Annotated in this window: 18 protein-coding genes; 10 read left to right on the plus strand and 8 right to left on the minus strand. The window is 66.7% G+C overall.

The annotated features are described in order from the left end of the window. Positions 1-53: 53 nt before the first annotated feature. Entirely contained in the window at positions 54-461 is a 408-nt protein-coding gene (locus AC5P9N_RS01350; RefSeq protein ID WP_033833359.1) for an acyl-CoA thioesterase, read from the minus strand. Beyond that, positions 461-3,454, minus strand: a complete 2,994-nt coding sequence (gene uvrA, locus AC5P9N_RS01355) for an excinuclease ABC subunit UvrA (protein ID WP_099484355.1) — start codon at positions 3,452-3,454, stop codon at positions 461-463. The genes AC5P9N_RS01350 and uvrA overlap by 1 nt, the downstream gene beginning before the upstream one ends. 317 nt (positions 3,455-3,771) lie before the next feature. Between uvrA and rplU the strand changes: the two genes are divergently transcribed. The 3 genes from rplU (at position 3,772) to cgtA (ending at position 5,592) form a co-directional block, all read left to right on the plus strand. After that, a complete protein-coding gene (gene rplU, locus AC5P9N_RS01360; protein ID WP_005408557.1) occupies positions 3,772-4,080 on the plus strand; it encodes a 50S ribosomal protein L21 in 309 nt (102 codons plus the stop codon). A gap of 18 nt (positions 4,081-4,098) precedes the next feature. Next, positions 4,099-4,362, plus strand: a complete 264-nt coding sequence (gene rpmA, locus AC5P9N_RS01365; protein ID WP_005408558.1) for a 50S ribosomal protein L27 — start codon at positions 4,099-4,101, stop codon at positions 4,360-4,362. 177 nt (positions 4,363-4,539) lie between these two features. After that, positions 4,540-5,592 carry an Obg family GTPase CgtA gene (gene cgtA, locus AC5P9N_RS01370; RefSeq protein WP_005408559.1) on the plus strand — a complete coding sequence of 351 codons (1,053 nt, stop codon included), beginning with the start codon at positions 4,540-4,542 and terminating at the stop codon, positions 5,590-5,592. A gap of 203 nt (positions 5,593-5,795) precedes the next feature. Here cgtA and rpsT read toward each other — a convergent pair whose 3' ends face one another. Further along, positions 5,796-6,065 carry a 30S ribosomal protein S20 gene (gene rpsT, locus AC5P9N_RS01375; protein ID WP_005408560.1) on the minus strand — a complete coding sequence of 90 codons (270 nt, stop codon included), beginning with the start codon at positions 6,063-6,065 and terminating at the stop codon, positions 5,796-5,798. 117 nt (positions 6,066-6,182) lie between these two features. On the opposite strand from rpsT, the gene murJ reads away from it, so the two are divergent. From murJ to AC5P9N_RS01410, 7 genes are all read left to right on the plus strand, one after another. Continuing rightward, positions 6,183-7,787 (plus strand): murein biosynthesis integral membrane protein MurJ, encoded by a 1,605-nt coding sequence (gene murJ / locus AC5P9N_RS01380; protein ID WP_032965638.1) that lies wholly within the window; start codon positions 6,183-6,185, stop codon positions 7,785-7,787. A gap of 75 nt (positions 7,788-7,862) precedes the next feature. Further along, the gene (locus tag AC5P9N_RS01385; protein ID WP_012479506.1) at positions 7,863-8,810 is read left to right on the plus strand and encodes a bifunctional riboflavin kinase/FAD synthetase; all 948 of its coding nucleotides are present in this window, start codon (positions 7,863-7,865) and stop codon (positions 8,808-8,810) included. After that, entirely contained in the window at positions 8,807-11,638 is a 2,832-nt protein-coding gene (ileS, locus tag AC5P9N_RS01390) for an isoleucine--tRNA ligase (RefSeq protein WP_043034123.1), read from the plus strand. Before AC5P9N_RS01385 ends, ileS begins: the two co-directional genes overlap by 4 nt. Further along, the gene (gene lspA / locus AC5P9N_RS01395; protein ID WP_005408564.1) at positions 11,638-12,162 is read left to right on the plus strand and encodes a signal peptidase II; all 525 of its coding nucleotides are present in this window, start codon (positions 11,638-11,640) and stop codon (positions 12,160-12,162) included. The genes ileS and lspA overlap by 1 nt, the downstream gene beginning before the upstream one ends. Before the next feature lie 27 nt (positions 12,163-12,189). Then, a complete protein-coding gene (ispH, locus tag AC5P9N_RS01400) occupies positions 12,190-13,140 on the plus strand; it encodes a 4-hydroxy-3-methylbut-2-enyl diphosphate reductase (protein WP_005408565.1) in 951 nt (316 codons plus the stop codon). A gap of 202 nt (positions 13,141-13,342) precedes the next feature. Next, a complete protein-coding gene (locus tag AC5P9N_RS01405; protein WP_099484356.1) occupies positions 13,343-15,226 on the plus strand; it encodes a M61 family metallopeptidase in 1,884 nt (627 codons plus the stop codon). Next, complete coding sequence (locus tag AC5P9N_RS01410) at positions 15,223-15,888, plus strand: lysoplasmalogenase (RefSeq protein ID WP_049417546.1); 666 nt, start codon at positions 15,223-15,225, stop codon at positions 15,886-15,888. Before AC5P9N_RS01405 ends, AC5P9N_RS01410 begins: the two co-directional genes overlap by 4 nt. A gap of 82 nt (positions 15,889-15,970) precedes the next feature. On the opposite strand, the gene AC5P9N_RS01415 is transcribed toward AC5P9N_RS01410, so the two are convergent. From AC5P9N_RS01415 to AC5P9N_RS01435, 5 genes are read right to left on the minus strand one after another with little or no spacing between them, the layout of a single operon-like run. Beyond that, complete coding sequence (locus tag AC5P9N_RS01415) at positions 15,971-16,690, minus strand: hypothetical protein (protein WP_099484357.1); 720 nt, start codon at positions 16,688-16,690, stop codon at positions 15,971-15,973. Then, a complete protein-coding gene (locus tag AC5P9N_RS01420) occupies positions 16,687-17,643 on the minus strand; it encodes a hypothetical protein (protein ID WP_062606738.1) in 957 nt (318 codons plus the stop codon). The genes AC5P9N_RS01415 and AC5P9N_RS01420 overlap by 4 nt, the downstream gene beginning before the upstream one ends. A 46-nt stretch (positions 17,644-17,689) precedes the next feature. Further along, entirely contained in the window at positions 17,690-20,476 is a 2,787-nt protein-coding gene (locus tag AC5P9N_RS01425; protein WP_062606740.1) for a TonB-dependent receptor, read from the minus strand. Positions 20,477-20,490: 14 nt separating this feature from the next. Next, positions 20,491-21,459: a FecR family protein gene (locus AC5P9N_RS01430; protein WP_062606741.1), complete on the minus strand. Its 969-nt coding sequence runs from the start codon at positions 21,457-21,459 to the stop codon at positions 20,491-20,493. After that, complete coding sequence (locus AC5P9N_RS01435; protein WP_080052359.1) at positions 21,456-21,965, minus strand: RNA polymerase sigma factor; 510 nt, start codon at positions 21,963-21,965, stop codon at positions 21,456-21,458. Before AC5P9N_RS01435 ends, AC5P9N_RS01430 begins: the two co-directional genes overlap by 4 nt. Positions 21,966-21,992 lie beyond the last annotated feature (27 nt).

The raw sequence follows: 21,992 nt of genomic DNA on the forward strand, positions 1-21,992 counted from the left end.
AACCTCATTGCAGCCAATGCGTGCCGACCAAGGTCGGCACCCACCAGGGCGCGTCAGGTAGAGGCGCTGCGGATCGCCTCCGGCAGCGGTGCGCTCTTGCCGGTCTGGGTATCCATCCAGACCACCACCACGTTGCCATCGGAATACAGCTTCGAATCGTCCTGCTGATCGACGATGCGGTGGCCGATGGTCACGCTGCTGTTGCCCAGGCGCTCGACGAACAGTTCGACCACGATGTCGTTGGGCCACACGATCGGCAGCCGGTAATTGACGTTGGTCGCGGCCACCACCGGTGCGATGCGGTCGGTCATCGATACGCCGTCCACGCCCAGCATCCAGCGCACGCGCGCTTCCTCCAGGTAGGAAATGTACTTGGCGTTGTTGACGTGGCCCATGCTGTCCATGTCACGCCAGCGTACGCTGATCGGGATGCGGGCCAGGATCTTGTGTTCGCTGCTCATCAGGCGTCCTTCTTCTTGGTCGTGCTCTTGCTGGCCTTGCCGGTGCTCTTGGCAGCCACCGCCTTCTTCGCCACCTTGGCCGGCTTCTCAGGCTTCACCTTGCGCGGCGGGCGGGCATCGGGCTTGTTGGCCACGGCGGCCGGCTGTTCCGGGCGCGCGCTGGTGGACGGCAGCATGCGGGCCAGGAACTGGCCGGTGTACGACTGCGGGCAGGCCGCCACGTCTTCCGGCGTGCCGGTGACCAGGATGGTGCCACCGCGATGCCCGCCTTCCGGGCCCAGATCGACGATCCAGTCGGCGGTCTTGATCACGTCCAGGTTGTGCTCGATCACCACCACCGTGTTGCCCTCGTCGCGCAGCTTGTGCAGCACGCCCAGCAGCGCTTCGATGTCGTGGAAGTGCAGGCCGGTGGTCGGCTCGTCGAGGATGTACAGGGTGCGGCCGGTATCGCGGCGCGACAGTTCCTTGGACAGCTTCACGCGCTGCGCTTCACCACCAGACAGCGTGGTCGCGCTCTGGCCCAGCTTGATGTAGCTCAGGCCGACGTCGACCAGCGTTTCCAGCTTGCGCGCGATCGACGGCACCGGCTCGAACAGCTTCAGCGCATCCTCGACGGTCATTTCCAGCACGTCGTTGATGTTGAAGCCCTTGTACAGGATCTCCAGCGTTTCGCGGTTGTAGCGCTTGCCATGGCAGACATCGCACGGCACGTACACATCCGGCAGGAAGTGCATCTCGACCTTGATCAGGCCGTCGCCCTGGCAGGCTTCGCAGCGGCCGCCGCGCACGTTGAAGCTGAAGCGGCCCGGCGAATAGCCACGCGCGCGCGCTTCAGGCACCTGTGCGAACAGTTCGCGCAGTGGAGTGAACAGGCCGGTGTAAGTGGCCGGGTTGGAACGCGGGGTGCGGCCGATCGGCGACTGGTCGATGTCCACCACCTTGTCGAACAGGTCCAGGCCATCGATCTCCTTGTACGGGGCGATCGGGTGCGAGGAACCGTTGATCTCGTTGGCGGCCAGCGAGAACAGGGTGTCGTTGATCAGGGTCGACTTGCCCGAGCCGGACACGCCGGTCACGCAGGTCAGCAGGCCCGACGGAATCGCCAGGTCCACGCCCTTCAGGTTGTTGCCGCTGGCCCCGCGCAGGTGCAGGGTCATCTTCGGGTTCGGTTTGTGCCGGCGCGCCGGAATCTCGATCGCGCGCTTGCCGGACAGGTACTGGCCGGTCAGCGAGCGCGGGGCTTCCAGGATGTCCTGCAGGGTGCCCTGGCCGACGATCTCGCCGCCATGAACGCCCGCGCCCGGGCCGATGTCCAGCACATAGTCGGCCAGACGGATCGCATCCTCGTCATGCTCCACCACGATCACCGTGTTGCCCAGGTCGCGCAGGCGGGTGAGGGTGCCGAGCAGGCGTTCGTTGTCGCGCTGGTGCAGGCCGATGGACGGCTCGTCGAGCACGTACATCACGCCGACCAGGCCGGCGCCGATCTGGCTGGCCAGGCGGATGCGCTGTGCCTCACCACCGGACAGGGTGTCGGCCTTGCGCTCCAGGGTCAGGTAATCCAGGCCCACATCGACCAGGAAGCCGAGGCGTTCGCCGATTTCCTTGACGATCTTCGCGGCGATTTCGCCACGCCAGCCCGGCAGGCTCAGTTCGCTGAAGAACTTCAGCGCCTCGTCGATCGGCAGCACCACCAGGTCCGGCAGCGGGCGGTCGGCCACGAACACGTTGCGAGCCGCCTTGTTCAGGCGCGCGCCGTGGCATTCCGGGCACGGCTGCTCGCTGATGTACTTGGACAGTTCTTCGCGCACCGCCGGCGACTCGGTTTCCTTGTAGCGGCGTTCGAGGTTGGGAATGATGCCCTCGAAGCGGTGCTTGCGCTGGGTGCGGCCACCGGCTTCGGTGAAGTAGGTGAAGGTGATCGCTTCGTCGCCGCTGCCGTACAGCACGGCCTGCTGCACCTTGGCCGGCAGCGAGTTCCACGCCGCGTCGACGTCGAACCGGTAGTGCTTGGCCAGCGAAGCGATCAGCTGGAAGTAGTAGGCGTTGCGGCGGTCCCAGCCGCGCACCGCACCGGCGGCCAGCGACAGTTCGGGATGCACCACCACGCGCGAGGGGTCGAAGAACTCGGCCATGCCCAGGCCATCGCAGCCGGGGCAGGCGCCCAACGGTGCGTTGAACGAGAACAGGCGCGGTTCCAGCTCCGGCAGCGAGTAATCGCAGACCGGGCAGGAATACTTGGAGGAGAACAGCGTCGGCGCGGTTTCGGTGTTGTCCAGGCTCTGCACCGAGGCCATGCCGTCGCCCAGCTTCAGCGCGGTCTCGAAGCTCTCGGCCAGGCGCTGCTTGATGTCCTCGCGCGGGCGGAAGCGGTCGATCACCGCCTCGATGGTGTGCTTCTGGCGCAGTGCCAGCGGCGGCACCGCGTCGATTTCATGCAGCTCGCCGTCCACGCGCACACGGACGAAGCCCTGCGCACGCAGCTGGTCGAACACCTGCGCATGCTCGCCCTTGCGGTCGCGGATGACCGGCGCCAGCAGCATGTAGCGCTGTTCCGGGTCCAGCGTCAGCACCTGGTCGACCATCTGGCTGACCGTCTGCGCTTCCAGCGGATAGCCGTGGTCCGGGCAGCGCGGGGTGCCGACGCGGGCGTACAGCAGGCGCAGGTAGTCGTAGATCTCGGTGATCGTGCCGACGGTCGAACGCGGGTTGTGCGAGGTCGACTTCTGCTCGATCGAGATGGCCGGGGACAGGCCTTCGATGTGGTCCAGGTCCGGCTTTTCCATCACGCTCAGGAACTGGCGCGCATAGGCCGACAACGACTCGACATAGCGGCGCTGGCCTTCTGCATAGATGGTGTCGAACGCCAGCGAGGACTTGCCCGAGCCGGACAGGCCGGTGATCACGATCAGCTTGTCGCGGGGCAGGTCGAGGTCGAGGTTCTTCAGGTTGTGCGTCCGCGCGCCGCGGATGCGGATGAAATCCATCGCCATGGGGGATCCGGTTGTGGGGGCGTTGGCTGGGTGCCGGGCCAGCAGGGAACGGCAATCGGTCAGCCTACCGAGGTGACCAGATGGGGGCAATGGGCGACAATGCCAGCCCGGTGTCTCACCTTGTGAGACAGGCCGTCAGCCAGGGGTCAGAACACTTTTCACGGCGTGAAAAGGGTTCTGACCCCTTTCCGGTGCCGTCTCCTTCGACGTTCAGGGGTTGACTTGACCAGCGCCCGCTGATCTGCGTACAATTCCGCTCCTGTCCGCCCTCGATGGCGGCAGCTCAGACCACAATAACTACAGAGGAAGGCCTGGTCATGTACGCAGTACTGGTCACCGGCGGTAAGCAATACCGCGTGGCGCAGGGCGAAAAGCTCCGCATTGAAAAGCTCGAAGTCGAAGTCGGCAGCGAGATCAAGTTTGACAACATCCTGATGCTGGGTGACAGCGACGGCGTGAAGCTGGGCGATGCGCTGAAGGGCGCTGCCGTCACCGCCAAGGTCCTGTCCCAGGGTCGTGCTGACAAGGTCCGGATCATCAAGTTCCGTCGCCGCAAGCACCACATGAAGCGTCAGGGTCACCGTCAGTACTACACCGAAATCGAGATCACCGGCATCGCCGGCTAAGCATCAGGAGAAGCAGTCATGGCACATAAAAAGGGCGTAGGCTCCTCGCGCAACGGTCGCGACTCCAACCCGAAGTACCTGGGCGTCAAGATCTTCGGCGGCCAGGCCATCGAAGCCGGCAACATCATCGTGCGTCAGCGCGGCACCCAGTTCCACCCGGGCACCGGCGTTGGCCTGGGCCGTGACCACACCCTGTTCGCCCTCGTGGACGGCAAGGTGGAGTTCTCGGTCAAGGGCGCCAAGAAGCGTCGCACCGTCAGCATCGTCTCGGCCGACGCCTGATCCAGGCATCGCCGGCGCCCGTGCCTCGGCATGGGGGTGCTGCATGAAGAGCCCCGCTTCGGCGGGGCTTTTCGTTAGAGTTGAAGCAAGACCGGCCAGGCCGGGCTGCCGGCCATCGGCAGGCATAACATTCAAGGTGACGGCCGGCAGGCCGCGCCCATCGCAGGCATCGAAACAATGAAACTGGTAGACGAAGCAGAAATCGAAGTGTTCGCCGGCAACGGCGGCAACGGCTGCATTGGCTTCCGTCGCGAGAAGTTCATTCCGCTCGGCGGCCCGGACGGCGGCGACGGCGGTGCGGGCGGCAGCGTGTACATCCGCGCCGACGAAAACCTGAATACCCTGGTCGACTTCCGCCATGACCGCATCTTCAAGGCGCAGCGTGGCGAGAACGGCATGGGCCGCCAGGCCTACGGCAAGGGCGGCGAAGACCTGACCATCACCGTGCCGGTCGGCACCGTGGTGATCAACGTTGCCACCGATGAAGTCATCGGCGACCTGACCCAGCACGGCGACCGCCTGCTGGTGGCCAAGGGTGGCCGCGGTGGCCTGGGCAACATGCACTTCAAGAGCTCGACCAACCGCTCGCCGCGCCAGGCGCTGCCGGGCGAGCCGGGTGAGGAGCGCACGCTGAAGCTGGAGCTGAAGCTGCTGGCCGACGTCGGCCTGCTGGGCTTCCCCAACGCCGGCAAGAGCACCCTGATCCGTGCCGTTTCGGCGGCGACGCCGAAGGTGGCCGATTACCCGTTCACCACGCTGTACCCGAACCTGGGTGTGGTGAAGGTGGAAAACTACCGCAGCTTCGTGATTGCCGACATCCCGGGCCTGATCGAAGGCGCGGCCGACGGTGCCGGCCTGGGTGCGCAGTTCCTGCGCCACCTGCAGCGCACCCGCCTGCTGCTGCACCTGGTGGACATCTCGCCGATGGAGGGTGGGGTGGAAGGCATTTCCCCGGTCGAGCAGGTGCGCGCCATCGAGCGCGAGCTGGAAAAGCACGATCCGGAACTGCTGCAGAAGCCGCGCTGGCTGGTGCTGAACAAGGCTGACCTGATGTTCGAGGATGAAGCGAAGGCTGCGGCCGAGCAGATCGTCGCCGAGCTGGGCTGGAAGGAGCCGTGGTTCCTGGTCTCCGCGCTGGGCCGCGAAGGTACCTTCCCGATCATGAGCCGGATCATGGCCTTTTTCGATCGCCAGAAGGAAGAAGAGCAGGAAGCCCGTAACGCGCAGTAGAGTCGACTGTCAGTCGACTGGCGTTGGCAAAAACCCGGCTTCGGCCGGGTTTTTCATTTTCCGGTAGTGCCGGCCGCTGGCCGGCATTCCTCGGGGTTGCCGACCAGCGGCCGGCACTACCGGATCGCTGGCAACAAAAAACCCGGCCGGGGCCGGGTTCTTGTCTGCTGCCCGGCCCCGGAGGGCAGGACGGCAACGCCGGATCAGGCGGCCTTGAGGGCCTTGATGCGGTCGTTCAGGCGGCTCTTGTGGCGAGCAGCCTTGTTCTTGTGGATCAGGCCACGCGCGCTGAAGCGATCCAGGATCGGCTGGGCAACGGCGAAGGCGGCTTCGGCGCCGGCGGCATCGTTGGCGTCCAGCGCCTTGATCACTTTCTTGACAGCGGTGCGCAGCATCGAGCGCTGAGCCACGTTGCGCGCGTTGCGCACGACGGTCTGCTTGGCGCGCTTCTTGGCGGACTTGATATTGGCCACGGTGGTGGTTTCCTGAAAAAATCGGTGTTATGGGAACAGCAAGCTAGCTAGTATGATGGCGTAAGAAATGCACGTCAAGTCGATTGTCAAGAGGGACGCTGAGTGAGTTCACCCAAGTTGTTGCGGGGCCTGCTGTCGTTCAGCAGCATGACCATGGTCTCGCGCGTTCTCGGACTTGTCCGGGACTTCGTGGTGACCACCACGTTCGGCACCAACGCCATCACTGATGCTTTCTGGGTCGCCTTCAGGGTACCCAATTTCCTGCGACGTTTGTTCGCCGAAGGCTCTTTCGCCACCGCTTTCGTGCCCGTGTTCACGGAAGTGAAGGAGACCCGCAGCCACGCCGAGCTGCGTGAACTGATGGCCCGCACCGCCGGCACCCTGGGCGGGGTGCTGATGCTGGTCACTGCGCTGGCGCTGATCTTCGCGCCGCAGCTGGCCTCGGTCTTCTCCAGTGGCGTTGATACCGATCCGGTCAAGCAGGGCCTGCTGGTCGACCTGTTCCGCCTGACCTTCCCGTTCCTGTTGTTCGTGTCGCTGACCGCCCTGGCCGGCGGCGCGCTGAACAGCTTCCAGCGCTTCGCCATGCCGGCGCTGACCCCGGTCATCCTCAACCTGTGCATGATCGCCGGTGCACTGTGGCTGGCCCCGCGGCTGGGCGGCACCCCGGAGAAACAGATCCTGGCGCTGGGCTGGGCGGTACTGGCTGCCGGCATCCTGCAGCTGCTGTTCCAGCTGCCCTCGCTGAAGGGCATCAACCTGCTGACCCTGCCGCGCTGGGGCTGGAGCCATCCGGGCGTGCGCAAGGTGATGACGCTGATGGTGCCGACCCTGTTCGGCTCCTCGGTGGCGCAGATCAACCTGCTGCTGGACACCGTCATCGCGGCCAAGCTGACCGATGGCTCGCAGTCCTGGCTGTCGCTGGCCGACCGCTTCCTGGAGCTGCCGCTGGGCGTGTTCGGCGTGGCGCTGGGCACGGTGATCCTGCCGGCGCTGGCCCGTCACCACGTCAGCACCGACCGCGAAGGCTTCTCGCGCTCGCTGGACTGGGGCCTGCGGATGACCCTGCTGATCTCGGTGCCGGCCATGCTGGGCCTGCTGCTGCTGGCCGAACCGCTGATCGCGACCATCTTCCAGCACGGCCAGTTCAGTGCCTTCGATACCCGCATGACCGCGCTGTCGGTGTACGGCCTGAGTTTCGGCCTGCCGGCGTTCGCCCTGCTGAAGGTGGTGTTGCCAGCGTTCTACGCACGCCAGGACACCAAGACCCCGGTGCGCGCGGGTGTGGCCGCGCTGGTGGCCAACATGGTGTTCAACTTCGCCCTGCTGGCGGTGCTGTACCAGGTCATGGTGCCGGACGAGCTGAAGGCGCAGGGCGTGATGGCGGCCATCGGCAAGCAGCCGGGCCTGCATCTGGCACTGGGCATTGCCAGCGCGCTGTCCAGTTACCTGAACCTGGGCCTGCTGTGGTACTGGCTGGGCAAGACCGACGTCTACCAGCGCCGGCCGGGCTGGGGCGGCTATCTGCTGCGACTGCTGCTGGCCTGTGCGGCCATGGTTGGTGTGCTGCTGGCCCTGCTGCACTGGTTGCCGGGCTTCTCGGCGATGAGCGTGTGGGAGCGGATCGGCAGCCTGTCGCTGCTGGTCGGCGGTGGCGGTGCCACCTACGCGGTAGCCATGCTGGCGATGGGCTTCCGCCCGCGCGATCTGCGTGGGCATTGATCGCGGCTTGTGGCGGCTATACTTCAGGGTTACACCATTGAAGCGGCGGCCCCGGTCGGGCCGGAACGAGAGTTGATGAGCAGGCTGTTCAGAAGCGTCGAGGGCGGGGAGCTGTTCCCCAACGGAAGCGTGGTCTGTATCGGTGCATTCGACGGCCTCCACCTGGGCCATCGTGCGCTGGTCCGCCATGCGGTTGCCCGCGCGCGCGCCTTGGGCGTGGCCGCCGTGGCCGTGGCGTTCGAGCCGCTGCCGCGTGAGTTCTTCGCCCAGGGCACACCGCCGCCGCGGCTGACCCTGGCGCGCAGCAAGGTCGAGATCCTGCGCGAGCTCGGTGTCGATGCGGTCGGCCTGCTGCGATTCGACGCGGCGATGGCAGCGATGCCGGCCGAGACCTTCGTGCGCCAGTTGCTGGTCAAGCGCCTGAGTGCGCGTGAGGTCTGGATCGGCCCGGAGTTCTGCTTCGGCAACCGCCGCCGTGGCGACCTGGCTCTGCTGCAGAAAATGGGTGCCGAACTGGGTTTCACTGCGGGCGAAATTGAAGCGGTTGACCTGCATGGCGAACGCATTTCCAGCACCCGCATCCGCCAGCTGCTGCAGCAGGGCGACTTCGCCCGTGCCAACGACCTGCTGGGCCGTCCGTACGCGATCAGCGGCCGGGTGGTGCGCGGGCGCCAGCTCGGCCGTACGCTGGGCTTCCCCACCGCCAACCTGCGGTTCCCGAAGACCCCAGCGCTGTCGGGCATCTACGCGACCTGGGTGCATGGCGTGTTCGACCAACCGTGGCCGTCGGTGTCCAGCTTCGGCACCCGCCCGACGGTGGAGGGCGTGGAGCCGCTGCTGGAAGCCCACCTGTTCGATTTCCAGGGCGACCTGTACGGGCGCCACATCGATGTGGAGTTCGTCGCCAAGCTGCGCGACGAAGAGAAATTCAATGATCTGGCGGCGCTGACCGACCAGATGCACCGCGACGCCGAACAGGCGCGCGCCATCCTTTCCGAACATAGATTGCGAGCCACTGCGTGAGCCAGGACTACAAGACCACCCTGAACCTGCCAGCCACCGAATTCCCGATGCGCGGCGACCTGCCCAAGCGCGAGCCGGGCATTCTGGCGCGGTGGGAAGAGCAGGGGCTCTACCAGCAGCTGCGCGACAACGCCGCCGGCCGCCCGCTGTTCGTGCTGCACGACGGCCCGCCGTACGCCAACGGCCGCATCCATCTGGGCCACGCGGTCAACAAGATCCTGAAGGACATCATCGTCAAGTCGCGCTACCTGGCCGGCTTCGATGCGCCCTACGTGCCGGGCTGGGACTGCCATGGCCTGCCGATCGAGATCGCGGTGGAAAAGAAGTGGGGCAAGGTCGGCACCAAGCTCGACGCCGTTGAATTCCGCCAGAAGTGCCGCGAGTTCGCCGAAGAGCAGATCAACATCCAGCGCGTGGACTTCAAGCGGCTGGGCGTGACCGGTGACTGGGACAACCCGTACAAGACCCTGAGCTTCGACTTCGAAGCCAACGAGATCCGTGCACTGTCCAAGGTCGTGGCCAACGGCCACCTGGTGCGTGGCGCCAAGCCGGTGTACTGGTGCTTCGACTGTGGCTCGGCGCTGGCCGAGGCCGAGATCGAGTACCAGGAAAAGGAATCGCCGGCGATCGACGTGGCCTACGCCGCACGCGATGCGCAGGCCATCGGCCAGGCGTTCGGCGTGAGCGTGCCGGCCGACGTGGAAGTGGCCGTACCGATCTGGACCACCACCCCGTGGACGCTGCCGGCCTCGCTGGCGGTGTCGCTGGGCGCGGAGATCACCTACGTGCTGGCCGAAGGCCCGGCGCACAACGGCAAGCGCCGTTGGCTGGTGCTGGCTGCGGCGCTGGCCGAGCGCGCGCTGCAGCGCTATGGCGTCGAAAACGTGGTGCTGCACGGTGAAACCACCGGTGCGGCGCTGGAGAACCAGCTGCTGGCGCACCCGTTCTACCCGGAGCGCGAGATCCTGGTGCTCAACGGCGACCACGTCTCCGACGAGGACGGTACCGGTGCGGTGCACACCGCCCCCGGCCACGGCCAGGAAGACTTCGTGGTCAGCCAGAAGTACGGCCTGCTGGACAAGTACAACGCCGGCCAGGTGACCCCGATCGACGGCCGTGGCGTGTACCTGGAATCGACCCCGCCGGCCGGTGACGTGGTGCTGGCTGGCCAGCACCTGTGGAAGGCGCAGGAAGCCATCGTCGGCGTGCTGCGCGACAACGGTTCGCTGCTGGCGTTCCATCCGATCCGCCACAGCTACCCGCACTGCTGGCGCCACAAGACGCCGGTGGTGTTCCGCGCCACCCCGCAGTGGTTCATTTCGATGGACAAGGCCAACCTGCGCAACGATGCGCTGGCCGCCATCGACACCGTCGGCTGGTTCCCGACCTGGGGCAAGGCGCGCATCCAGAGCATGGTCGACGGTCGCCCGGACTGGACCATCTCGCGCCAGCGCACCTGGGGCGTGCCGATCGCACTGTTCACCCACCGGCAGACCGGCGAGATCCATCCACGTTCGGTGGAGCTGATGCAGCAGGTCGCCGACCGCGTCGAAGCCGAGGGCATCGACGTGTGGTACTCGCTGGATGCCGCCGAACTGCTGGGCGCTGAAGCCGCCGACTACGAGAAGGTCACCGACATCCTCGACGTCTGGTTCGACTCGGGCGTGACCCATGAAGGCGTGCTTGCGGCGCGAGGCTTCGGCAAGCCGGCCGACCTGTACCTGGAAGGTTCCGACCAGCACCGTGGCTGGTTCCAGTCCTCGCTGCTGACCGGCGTGGCGATCGACAAGCGCGCCCCGTACAAGCAGTGCCTGACCCACGGCTTCACCGTGGACGAGCACGGCCGCAAGATGTCCAAGTCGCTGGGCAACGGCATCGAGCCGCAGGACATCATGAACAAGCTGGGCGCGGACATCCTGCGCCTGTGGATCGCCTCGGCCGACTACAGCAACGAGATGTCGCTGTCGCAGGAGATCCTCAAGCGCAACGCCGATGCCTACCGCCGCCTGCGCAACACCGCACGCTTCCTGCTCGGCAACCTGGACGGTTTCGATCCGGCCCAGCACCTGCGTCCGCTCGACCAGATGGTCGCGCTGGACCGCTGGATCGTGCATCGCGCGTGGGAGCTGCAGGAGAAGATCAAGGCGGCCTACGACGGCTACAACATGGCCGAGATCGTGCAGCTGCTGCTGAACTTCTGCAGCGTGGACCTGGGCTCGCTGTACCTGGACGTGACCAAGGACCGCCTGTACACGATGCCGACCGATTCGCACGGTCGCCGTTCGGCACAGAGCGCGATGTACCACATCGCCGAAGCGTTCACCCGCTGGGTGGCGCCGATCCTGACCTTCACCGCCGACGAGCTGTGGGGCTACCTGCCGGGCGAGCATGCCGGCCATGTGCTGTTCACCACCTGGTACGACGGCCTGGCGCCGCTGCCGGCCGATGCCCAGCTCAACGCCACCGACTTCGACCAGTTGCTGGCTGTGCGCGAGCAGGTGGCCAAGGTGCTCGAGCCGATGCGTGCCAACGGCGCCATCGGTGCCGCGCTGGAAGCGGAGATCACCATTGCCGCCAACGAGGAGCAGGCCGCGAAGTGGCAGCCGCTGGCCGATGAACTGCGCTTCCTGTTCATCAGTGGCGACGTGCAGGTGCGCCCGGCGACCACCGACGAGGTGTTCGTCAGCGCCCAGCCGACCACCAAGGCCAAGTGCGTGCGCTGCTGGCACCACCGCGCCGACGTCGGCAGCAACGCCGACCATCCGGAACTGTGCGGCCGTTGCGTGAGCAACGTGACCGGCGCCGGCGAAGTGCGGAGCTGGTTCTGATGGCCGCGCCCCGTCCGCATCCGAACGCCCTGGTCTGGCTGCTGCTGTCGGCGGCCATCATCGGCCTGGACCAGTGGTCCAAGGCCTGGGTGCTGTCGAGCCTGCCGGAGTTCCAGCCGGTGGTGGTCATCGACGGCTTCTGGAACTGGTACCGCACCTACAACACCGGCGCTGCATTCAGTTTCCTGAGCGACGCCGGTGGCTGGCAGAAGTACTTCTTCACCGCGCTGGCGATCGCCATCAGCGGCCTGATGGCGTGGTGGCTGCGCGGCACCGCGCGCGGCAACTGGAAGGCCGCGGTGCCGTATGCGCTCATCATCGGCGGCGCCATCGGCAACGTGATCGACCGCCAGGTGCACGGCCATGTGGTCGATTTCATCCAGTGGTACGTGGGCAGCTACACCTGGCCCTCGTTCAACATCGCCGACTCGGCCATCGTGGTGGGTGCCATCGGCATCGCCCTGTTTGGGCTGTTCGACGGCAAGTCCGCCAAAAAGGCGGATAATGCCAATCCGAAACCGTAAGCCGGCCGCTGCCGGGAGATTGAACTGATGGATGTGCTGCTCGCCAACCCGCGTGGTTTCTGTGCCGGTGTCGATCGTGCGATCGAGATCGTCAAGCGCGCGATCGAAACGCTGGGCGCGCCCATCTATGTTCGCCATGAAGTGGTGCACAACCGCTTTGTGGTCGACGACCTGAAGCAGCGCGGGGCGATCTTCGTCGAGGAACTCGACGAAGTGCCGGACAACAACACGGTGATCTTCAGCGCCCATGGCGTGTCCCAGGCCGTGCGCCAGGAAGCCGAGCGCCGCGGCCTGAAGGTGTTCGACGCCACCTGCCCGCTGGTGACCAAGGTCCACTTCGAAGTCGCCCGCCACTGCCGTGCCGGCCGTGACGTGGTGCTGATCGGCCACGCCGGTCACCCGGAGGTGGAAGGCACCATGGGCCAGTGGAACCGCGAAGCCGGCACCGGCCAGATCTACCTGGTGGAAGACGTGGAGCAGGTTGCCACGCTGCAGATCAACCAGCCGGAAAACTTCGCCTACACCACCCAGACCACGCTGTCGGTGGATGACACGCGCGGCATCATCGATGCGCTGCGCGAGCGTTTCCCGGCGATGCAGGGCCCGAAGAATGACGACATCTGCTACGCCACGCAGAACCGCCAGGATGCCGTGCGCGATCTGGCCAAGCGCTGCGACCTGGTGCTGGTGGTCGGTTCGCCGAACAGCTCCAACTCCAACCGCTTGAGCGAGCTGGCCCGCCGTGAGGGCGTGGAGTCGTACCTGATCGACGGCGCGCACGAGATCGACCCGGCATGGGTGGCAGGCAAGCAGCACATCGGCGTGACCGCCGGCGCCTCTGCACCGCAGGTGCTGGTCGATGGCGTGCTGGCGCGCCTGGCCGAACTGGGCGCCACCGGCGTGGGCGAGCTGGACGGCGAACCGGAATCGATGGTGTTCGCGCTGCCGAAGGAACTGCGCCTGCGCCTGGTCGACTGACCGGGAAGCGCCTCATCCACGCATGGCGTGGATCTACTGGAACTGCTCTGGTGGGTGCGAACCGGCACAAGGTGGGTGCGAACCTTGGTTCGCACGCTTTTTCGCACGCAAGGATGGGCGGCCCGCCCATGACCTTTGGCCATGGGGCAGGGCACGTTACAGGCCTAGCATCGGAAGATTCTCCGCTGTTGGAACCTGCCCGATGAAGACCCGAGCCTTGGCGATGTCGTTGCTGTTCGCGCTGGCGGCCACGCCTGCACTGGCGCAGACCTCGCCACCGGCGAACGCTGAGGCCCCCGGCCTGCTGCGCATCGATGTCGACGCGCGCGATCTGGCCCGGCGCATCTTCAAGGTGACCGCTACGGTGCCGGCCAAGCCCGGCCCGATGACCCTGCTGTACCCGCAGTGGATTCCCGGCAACCATTCGCCCACCGGCCCGATCGACAAGTTGGCCGGCCTGCGCGTGACCGCCAACGGCAAGCCGCTGGCCTGGCAGCGTGACCAGTTCAACGTCTATGCGTTCAAGGTGAACGTGCCCGAGGGCGTGAGCGAGATCGTCGCCCACTTCGACTTCCTGTCCTCGCAGGGCGGCAGCCAGGGCCGGGTGGTGATGACCCCGGAAATGCTCAACCTGCAGTGGAACGCCAATTCGCTGTATCCGGCCGGCGTCGATGCGCGCGACCTGCAGGTGCAGGCCAGCGTGACCCTGCCCAAGGGCTGGTCGTTCGCAACCGCGCTGGAAACCGCGCGGCGCGACGGTGACACCGTGGTGTTCAAGCCGATCTCGTATGACCATCTGGTCGATTCGCCCTTGTTCGCCGGCGAGCACTACCAGCGCATCGATCTCGACCCGGGCGCGAAGGTGCCGGTGCACCTCAATGTGTTTGCCGACGACGCCAAGTCGCTGAAGCCGAGCGAGGCACAGATCACCATGCATCGCGCGCTGGTCCAGCAGGCCGACAAGCTTTACGGTGCGCGCCACTACAACCACTATGAGTTCCTGCTGGCATTGACCGACCGCCTCGGTGGCATCGGCCTGGAGCATCACCGTTCCAGCGAGAACAGCGCTGACCCGGGCTACTTCACCGAGTGGGACAGCAACGCGTGGATGCGCGATCTGTTGCCGCACGAGTACACCCATTCCTGGAACGGCAAGTACCGTCGCGGCGCCGACCTGACCACCGCCAACTTCAACGTGCCGATGGGCGACAGCCTGCTGTGGGTGTACGAGGGCCAGACCCAGTTCTGGGGCCAGGTGCTGGCGGCGCGTTCGGGGCTGTGGTCGACCGCGCAGGCGCGCGACATGCTGGCCAATGTGGCCGCGACCTACGACCGTGGCCGACCGGGCCTGGCCTGGCGGCCGCTGCAGGACACTACCAACGATCCGACCATTGCCCAGCGCCGCACGCTGCCCTACCGCAACTACCAGATGAGCGAGGACTACTACTCCGGCGGCCAGATGCTGTGGCTGGAAGTGGAGGGCAAGCTGCGCGAACTGAGCGGCAACCGCCGCAGCCTGGACGACTTCGCGCGTGCGTTCTTCGGCGTCGGCAATGGCGACTGGGACGTCAACCCGTACACCTTCGATGATGTGGTCGCGACCTTGAACGGCATCGCGCCGTACGACTGGGCGACGTTCCTGCGCGGGCGCCTGGACGGCCACGGTTCGTTGACCGGCGGCCTGGAGCTGGCGGGCTGGAAGCTGGTCTACCGCGATACGCCGAACGACGCCTACAAGGCACAGGAAAAACGCGCCAAGGCGGCACTGCTCGCCTATTCGCTGGGCGCGACCGTACTCGACAGCGGTACGGTCGGCGATGTGATCTGGGACAGCCCGGCGTTCAACGCCGGTCTTGCACCGGGCATGAAGGTGATCGCGGTTGGCGGCCGTGAGTACAGCAGCCAGCGCTTGAAGGACGCGGTGGCTGCGGCAGCGAAGGACAAGGCGCCGATCGTGCTGCTGGTGAAGCAGTTCGACCGCATCGAAACGATGAGCATCGCCTACCACGGTGGCCTGCAGTACCCGGTGCTGGAGCGTATCGCCGGCAAGCCTGACCGCCTCGCAGAATTGTGGAAGGCGCGATGAAGCCGCGCGCCCGCGATGGCGTGATCCTGCTGATGGCGATCCTGGCCATCATCGGTGCGTTCCTGCACGGTGACGGGCGCTGGCTGCACTGGCTGGCCAAGCCGACCACCACGCTGCTGATCGCTGCCATCGTCTGGCGCGTGCATGATCCCGCGCAGCCGTTCTATCGACGCGCGGTGCTGGCCGGCATGCTGCTGTCGTGCGTGGGTGACATCGCTTTGATGCTGCCGATGGATGCGTTCGTGCCGGGCCTGGTCGCGTTCCTGCTGGCCCACCTCTGCTACATCGTGGCCTTCCACGACGGCCTGCGTGCGGGGCGTGGGCTGTTGGCGGCCAGCGTCCTGCTGGCGACGTTTGCCGTGCTCAACGTACTTGGCCTGTGGCCGCACCTGCCTGCACCGATGCGTGTGCCGGTGCTGGCGTATGTGGTGGTGCTGGCCTCGATGGCGGTGCTGGCACTGGCGCGCCAGTGGCGCCGGCCACAGCCCGCTGCCGTGGAAGCCAGCAGCGCGCGCTGGGCTGCCGCCGGTGCGCTGCTGTTCGTCGCCAGCGATTCACTGCTGGCCTGGGACCGCTTCGCCGGCGGCCTGCCGCTGGCCAGCGTGCTGGTGCTGTCCACGTACTACGGCGCGCAGTACGCCATAGCCCGCTCGGTGAAATAGAAAAAGGGGACGGAGGGGATTAAGTCGCAATCCGCACCAAGGCACATGCGACTTAATCCCCTCCGTCCCCTTTTTGTGTGGCCTATCGGCGGTTCACGCCGCGCAGGGTGCCCTGCGCATCGAACTGCAGGCGCACGGATTCGCGGTCACCGGCGACGTCATCCGGCAGCCACACCAGCTTGCCGCCTTTGCGCACGATCACGTAGACGTGGCCGACTTCGGATGCGGGGTTCTGCAGCGCGTTGCGTTGTTCCTGCAGTGCCTGCCCCACGCGCGGCACGGCCTCGAAATCGATGCTGGCCAGGGGTGTGCTGCTGCGCTGCAGGCTGATGGTCGGCGCGAACTGCTGCGGGTTCACCGGATTGCCCTTGCGCCACTGGCCACGTTCGAAGTGGTAGCTGTCGACGTGGCCCGGCTGTTGCGGGTCGACCAGATCCAGGTTGATGCGGCCATCGTCGTAGAAGTGGATGCTATGGAAGACCGTCAGCCTCTGGCCGGCCAGTGCCGGCAGCTGCTCCAGTGCCTGGCGCGCAGCCTGCAGGTAGTCCGCATCGAACAGGCGATTGTTGCGTTCGGGCGCCGCAGCGGTACTCGCCGCGGGGAAGGCGGCCGGGGACGGCACAAGCGATGCGGGTTGCTCGCGCGGCGACTGAGACGAGACGGAGGGTTGCAACCGGTCCGGCTGTACCGAATGCCCCAGCGTTTCGCTGATGGTCTGCAGGGCGCCGCCGGCAACGGCCACGCCCGCCAGAACCAGCAGCAGTACCAGGAACACGGTGTGGGTGGAGGGCGGCTGTTTCATACGCCCTCCAGGCGCACGTTGCCACGGTCATCCGGGTCGTACAGCAGGGTCACGTTTTCGCGCGGGATGTTGGCTAGATCGATCAGCGGGATGAAGCGGCGCACGCTCACCTGCTGTACGCGGCCGTCGCGATCGGTGTACTCCAGCTGGAACTCCACCTGCGGCTGTTCGTTGAGGTAGGTGCCGGTCTGACGCACCTTCAGCACCCTGGCCTCAACGCCGATGCCGCGGTACTTCAACGCGTCGCCGCGCGCATCAGCCTGCAGCAGGCGGCCAAGCAGGCGCAGCCCCAACATGTACCCACACAGCACCAGCGGGCACACCAGCAGCGGGTGGCCGAAGGACAGGAAGGTCCAGCCAAAGCCCTCGCTCTGCAGCCGGTAGGCCGCCACATAGGCAGCGGCTACCAGGACGATGCCGAGCGCTGCGCCGATGCTTCGCCGCCACAGGCTGGCGACATCCAGTTCGGGCTGGGCACCGTCCAGTACCACGTTCGGGAACGCGCCCGGCACCCGGCTCAGGCGTGCATCGACGTGCCTGCCGACGCCGAAGCGCTGCAGTTGCGGCTTGCTGTCGACCACCAGCAGCTGTTCGCGGATCGGCGTGCCGGACAGGTTCTTGAAGGACAGCTGCAGTTTCCATTGCGCGAAGCCACGCACCTGTACGCCGGTCTGTTCAGCGTGTTCGATCAGCGCATCGCGCGGTTCGCCATCGGCGAGGATCGAGCGGACGCGATGCAGGGCGCGCGGTGGGCCGAGCAGCAGGAAATGCAGGAACGCGAACAGCAGAGAGAGCCATGCAGCCAGCGACAGCACAAGCAGCAGCAGGGACAGCCATGGCGCGCTGCGATCAGCCAGCGCCACCGGCCAGGAGGTTCCGAAATAGAGGATGCAGGGGAAGGGCAACGCGAAGAACAGCAGGAACGCGCCCCAGAACCAGAGATAGGCTTTCATGGGGAAGGTGGCAGACCGGTGGAACAGGCCGCGTAGCGTACTACGCTCAGCGGAACTGCAGGGTAAGCAGGTAGTAGCGACCCAGTGGATCGTCCAGCCCCGGCATCTGCCCACCATTGCCGACCAGGTAGTTCACCGGTTGCGCATCAAGCACGTTGTGCACGTCCAGCGCCGCGATGACGCGTGTGCCCAGGCGGCGCGCCAGGTGCAGGTTCCAGCGCAGCTGGCGCGGATTCATGCAGTGGTTCTGTTCGATCTGCCGCTGCGGGCACTCGGCGCCGGGCAGCCATGCGCGGGTGCGGCCCACCTGGTTGCCGCGCAGGGCGATGTCCCAGTTGCTGTTCTGCCATTGCACGTTGAGGACCGCCGCCATCTCGGGCGTGACATGCCCGCGCAGGTCGATCGCCGGCTCGTGGTCCCGACGGCGGCGCAGCTCCTGCTGCTTCAGCGCGTCCAGCGAGAACAACCACTGGCCGGTGCTGCCGGTGTCGATCCGGTATTCGCCACGCAGCACCCAGTTGCGGGAAGTGGTGCGGCCGATATTGTCGAACGACAGGCGGAGGCTGCTCAGGTTGCCATCCTCATCCAACTGCCAAGTGTCACGGTTCCACACGGCATCGGCCGGCTGCAGCGCGAGGATCTCGTTGCGCAGCTCGACGATGTTGTGGGTCAGCGAAAGCGAGAACGCATCGCTGGGTGACCAGGTCGCCGCCAGCGAATGGCTGCGTGAGCTCTCGGCCTTGAGCGCGTTGTTCTCCTCCACATCCGCAGTGACCACGCAGCGGCCGTCCGGCTCGCTCTGTGCACAAGGTGGCAGTGCGCTTGAGACGGGCAGGGTAAGGGTGCCGAACTGTCCTGGCGGGCGGCGCTGTTCGAACAGGCTGGGCGCGCGATAGCCGCGGCCGCTGGCCAGCAGGAACGACCAGTGCGGTGTTGGCGTCCAGCGCAGGCCGGCACGGGGCGAGAATGCCGTGTAGTCGCCGTCGTAGTCCCAGCGCGCGGCCAGGTCCATGCGCAGTTCCGACGTTAGTGGCAGGCCCAGTTCCGCATACGCACCGCCACTCTGCCGCGACAGGCGCCGCTGCTGCTGCGGCAGTCCCAGTGCCAGATCGCCCTGGCTCAGCAGGGTGTCCGGGTGCGACGTCCAGCGTTCGTGGCGCAGATCGATGCCGGTAGCCAGCTGCGCATTGCCGCCCCGCATCGGCATCAATGCGCGCTGTATGCCCCACCAGCCCTGCCACTGCTCGGTAAGTCCACGGTTGCGGATCGATGGGAACAGCGAAGTGGCTTCATCGGCGGGCAATGCATCGAAGCCTGGCAGGAACCTGAGCGACTGCGCCGCCTCGATGAATGGTTCGGCGCGCACGGTGCCCGGCGTGGCCAGGGTGACGTCGCTGCGCTGCGCGCTGATGCCGGCGTCCCAGCTGTGGCTGCCCTGGTCCCGGCCGATGCCCAGGGTGAGATCGGCGTCGGTGGCACGGACCTGGGGACGCACATTGCCGGCTTCGCGCAGGACACTGTTGAAGGTGTAGCCGTACAGGCCGAGGGCGACGGCGGTCGGGCCCAGATCGAAACGCTGCCGGTTGTGGCTGGCGCGGGCTTCGGCATAGACGTAGCGTCCCTGGCCACGCTCATGCCGGTAGCGCAGATAGGCCGAGGCGGTATCGGAGGCCGGTTGAAGCGAACGAGGGCGCGAACTGTCGAACCAGCAGGCGCCATTGCGTCGTTTCAATGGTCCGTCGCAGCGCGTAGCGGGCCAGTAGTCGCCATCGCGGAAGGCGCCGATCAGGTACTGCGACGTCTCTGCGTGCCAGTCACGCTGGTCCCCCGCCAGGTGATCGACGCGATGCAGGTCGATGCCTGCGAACCAGCGGTCGCCGCTCCCGCGCAGGCCTCCGGTGGCGGCCTGCACGCGGTACTGGCCGGCGTCGCCACGACTGCTCAGACCGGTCTGCAGCGTTGCCTCCGGGCCGTCGGCCTGGTCGCGGAGGATGATGTTGACCACGCCGGACATGGCATCGGCACCGTAGATGGCCGAAGCACCGCCGCGCACCAGTTCGATGCGTTCGACAAAGCTGAGTGGAATGCCGCCCAGGTCGGTGAGCCCGCCCTGTTCCAGGGACACCATCGGATAACGGGGCAGGCGCCGGCCATTGACCAGGAACAGGGTGGCGCGCGGTCCCATGCCATCCAGGCTGGTGGTGGCGGCTGCACCGACAGGCAGGTACTGCGAATCGCCACTGCGTGCGCTGCTCATCGCTGGCAGCCCGTTCATGCCGGGCAGGTGTCGCAGCAGGTCGAACAGGCTGCCGTAGCCACTGCGCAGGATATCTGCGCGATCGATCGTGGTCACCGGCAGGGTGGTCTGCACGGAGGTGCGCGGCAACCGGCTGCCGGTGACATGGATCGGCGCCAGGTCCACTTGGGGGGGCGACTGCGGGGGCATGCGCGGGCGCGGCGCCACCGTTGCCGGAACCGGCGGCGCGACGGCGGGCGCGACGCGGATGCGGCGGACCACGAAGCCACCGGACGGTGTTCGAAGGATGGTCACCGGCATGCCGGCGACCAGCTGTTTCAGGGCCGATGCTGGATCGGCCTGGCCATGGGTGCCGTTGGCATGGAGCCCCGCCAGTTCCCGGGCATCGAACACCAGAGCGATGCCGCTTTGCCGTGCCCATTGCTGCAATGCCGAGGGCAACGGGCCAGCGTTGATGCGGTAGTCGTGGGTGGCAGCCGGATCGCCTGCGAGGGCGGCAGGCGGCGCGGCGACCAGCAGCGCCAGGCACAGCAGGGGGCGGAGCAGCCCCCACTGCAGCGCGCCTGGTCCTGCCATCACCGCAGGCCTCCTCAGTACGTGCGGCGCAGTTCCAGCGCGCCATCCGGGCGCGTCTGGCCAGCAATGGACCAGCCAAGTTCCAGCGCGGACAGCAACTCCTGTGCGTCGCCTGCGCGGAACGTGCCGCTGACTGCCAGATCGGTGATCTCCGGGTCGGCGATCACCAGCGGTGCATGGCCATAGCGGTTCATGCGTTCGACCACGATCGACAGCGGGGTGGCATCGAAGACCAGCTGCCCATGCAGCCAGCCCTCGGCGGCTGCCGTGGAGGACAGCGCTGGACCGGGCTGGATGCGCCCGGAGGGGAGTACCTGCAGTTGCTGGCCAGGGGCCAGGGTGTGCTGGGCGGCGCCGTTGCTGACTTCCACCGCACCCTCCAGCAGCGCGACCTCGACCAGGCCATCGTGCAGGCGCTCGACCTGGAAGGTGGTGCCGATATCGCGGATGGTGCTGGTGCCGGCGCGCAGCTGCAGTGCTTTGTTCGATGGCGCGACCTGCAGCTGCAGGCGGCCGCGTTCGAGGTCCAGCTCGCGGTGGCGCCAGCCAAAGCGTGCGTGCAGCGTCGTGCCGGCATCGAGCATGGCTACGCTGCCATCGGGCAGGGTCAGCCGCTGCGCCTGATGCGTGTCATTGGCAAAGCGCTGCGGGGCTGGGTTGCCATCCACCGCTACCATCCAGCCCACGCCGATGGCCAGGCAGATACCAGCGGCCGCGGCCGCAGCAGGCAGCCAGCGGCGTCGGGCAGGCCGTGCCGCACGCGCCGCAGCCGTCCGCAGCCATGGGTCCGCAGCCAGGCCCTGGCTCTGCTGGAAAAGATCTTCGGCCTGCGCCCAGGCTTTGACATGGGCAGGGTCTTCAGCCAGCCAGTCTTCGAACGACTCGCGTTCGGCAGGGGTGCAGTCCGGGGCCTCCAACCGCGCCACCCAGGCGCTGGCGCGTGCGAACAGCGAGGCGTCTTCCGTGTGCCGGTGGCTGCTCATTCGGTATCCCCGTCGTTGTGCAGCGGATCCGGTCCCAACTCCTGGCGCAGGCCCTGCAGGGCGCGGGCGATGTGTTTTTCCACGGTCTTGGCTGTAATTCCACAGTGCCGCGCGATCTGCGTATAGCTCATGCCGGTGATCCGGTTGAGCAGGTACACCTCGCGCGCACGCTCGGGCAATTTGAAAAGGGCCTGCCGCAGCAGGGACAACATCTGCCCGGACTCTGCCTGGCGCAAGGGGTCCGGCGACGGGCTGGTGGGCTCGTCGTGACCATCATGCTCGGCCAGTGACAGGTGCGGTCGCGACTGCGGCGATCGGCCGCGATCGGCCAGGCGATTGCGCGCGATACGATACAGCAGCAGGCGCAGTTCGTCGGTGCCGTGCGCGCGATAGCGGATCAGCCGCTCCATGCAGTCCTGCGCGATGTCCTCTGCATCCTCCGGCCCGACGCCCCGTGTGCGCAGGAACGCGCACAGTGGCGCGCGTTCCTCGCGTACGAACGCGATGAAGGCGTCCGCAGGTGCGGGTGGCTC

This window comes from Stenotrophomonas sp. YJH_SMC_6 (assembly GCF_059371335.1).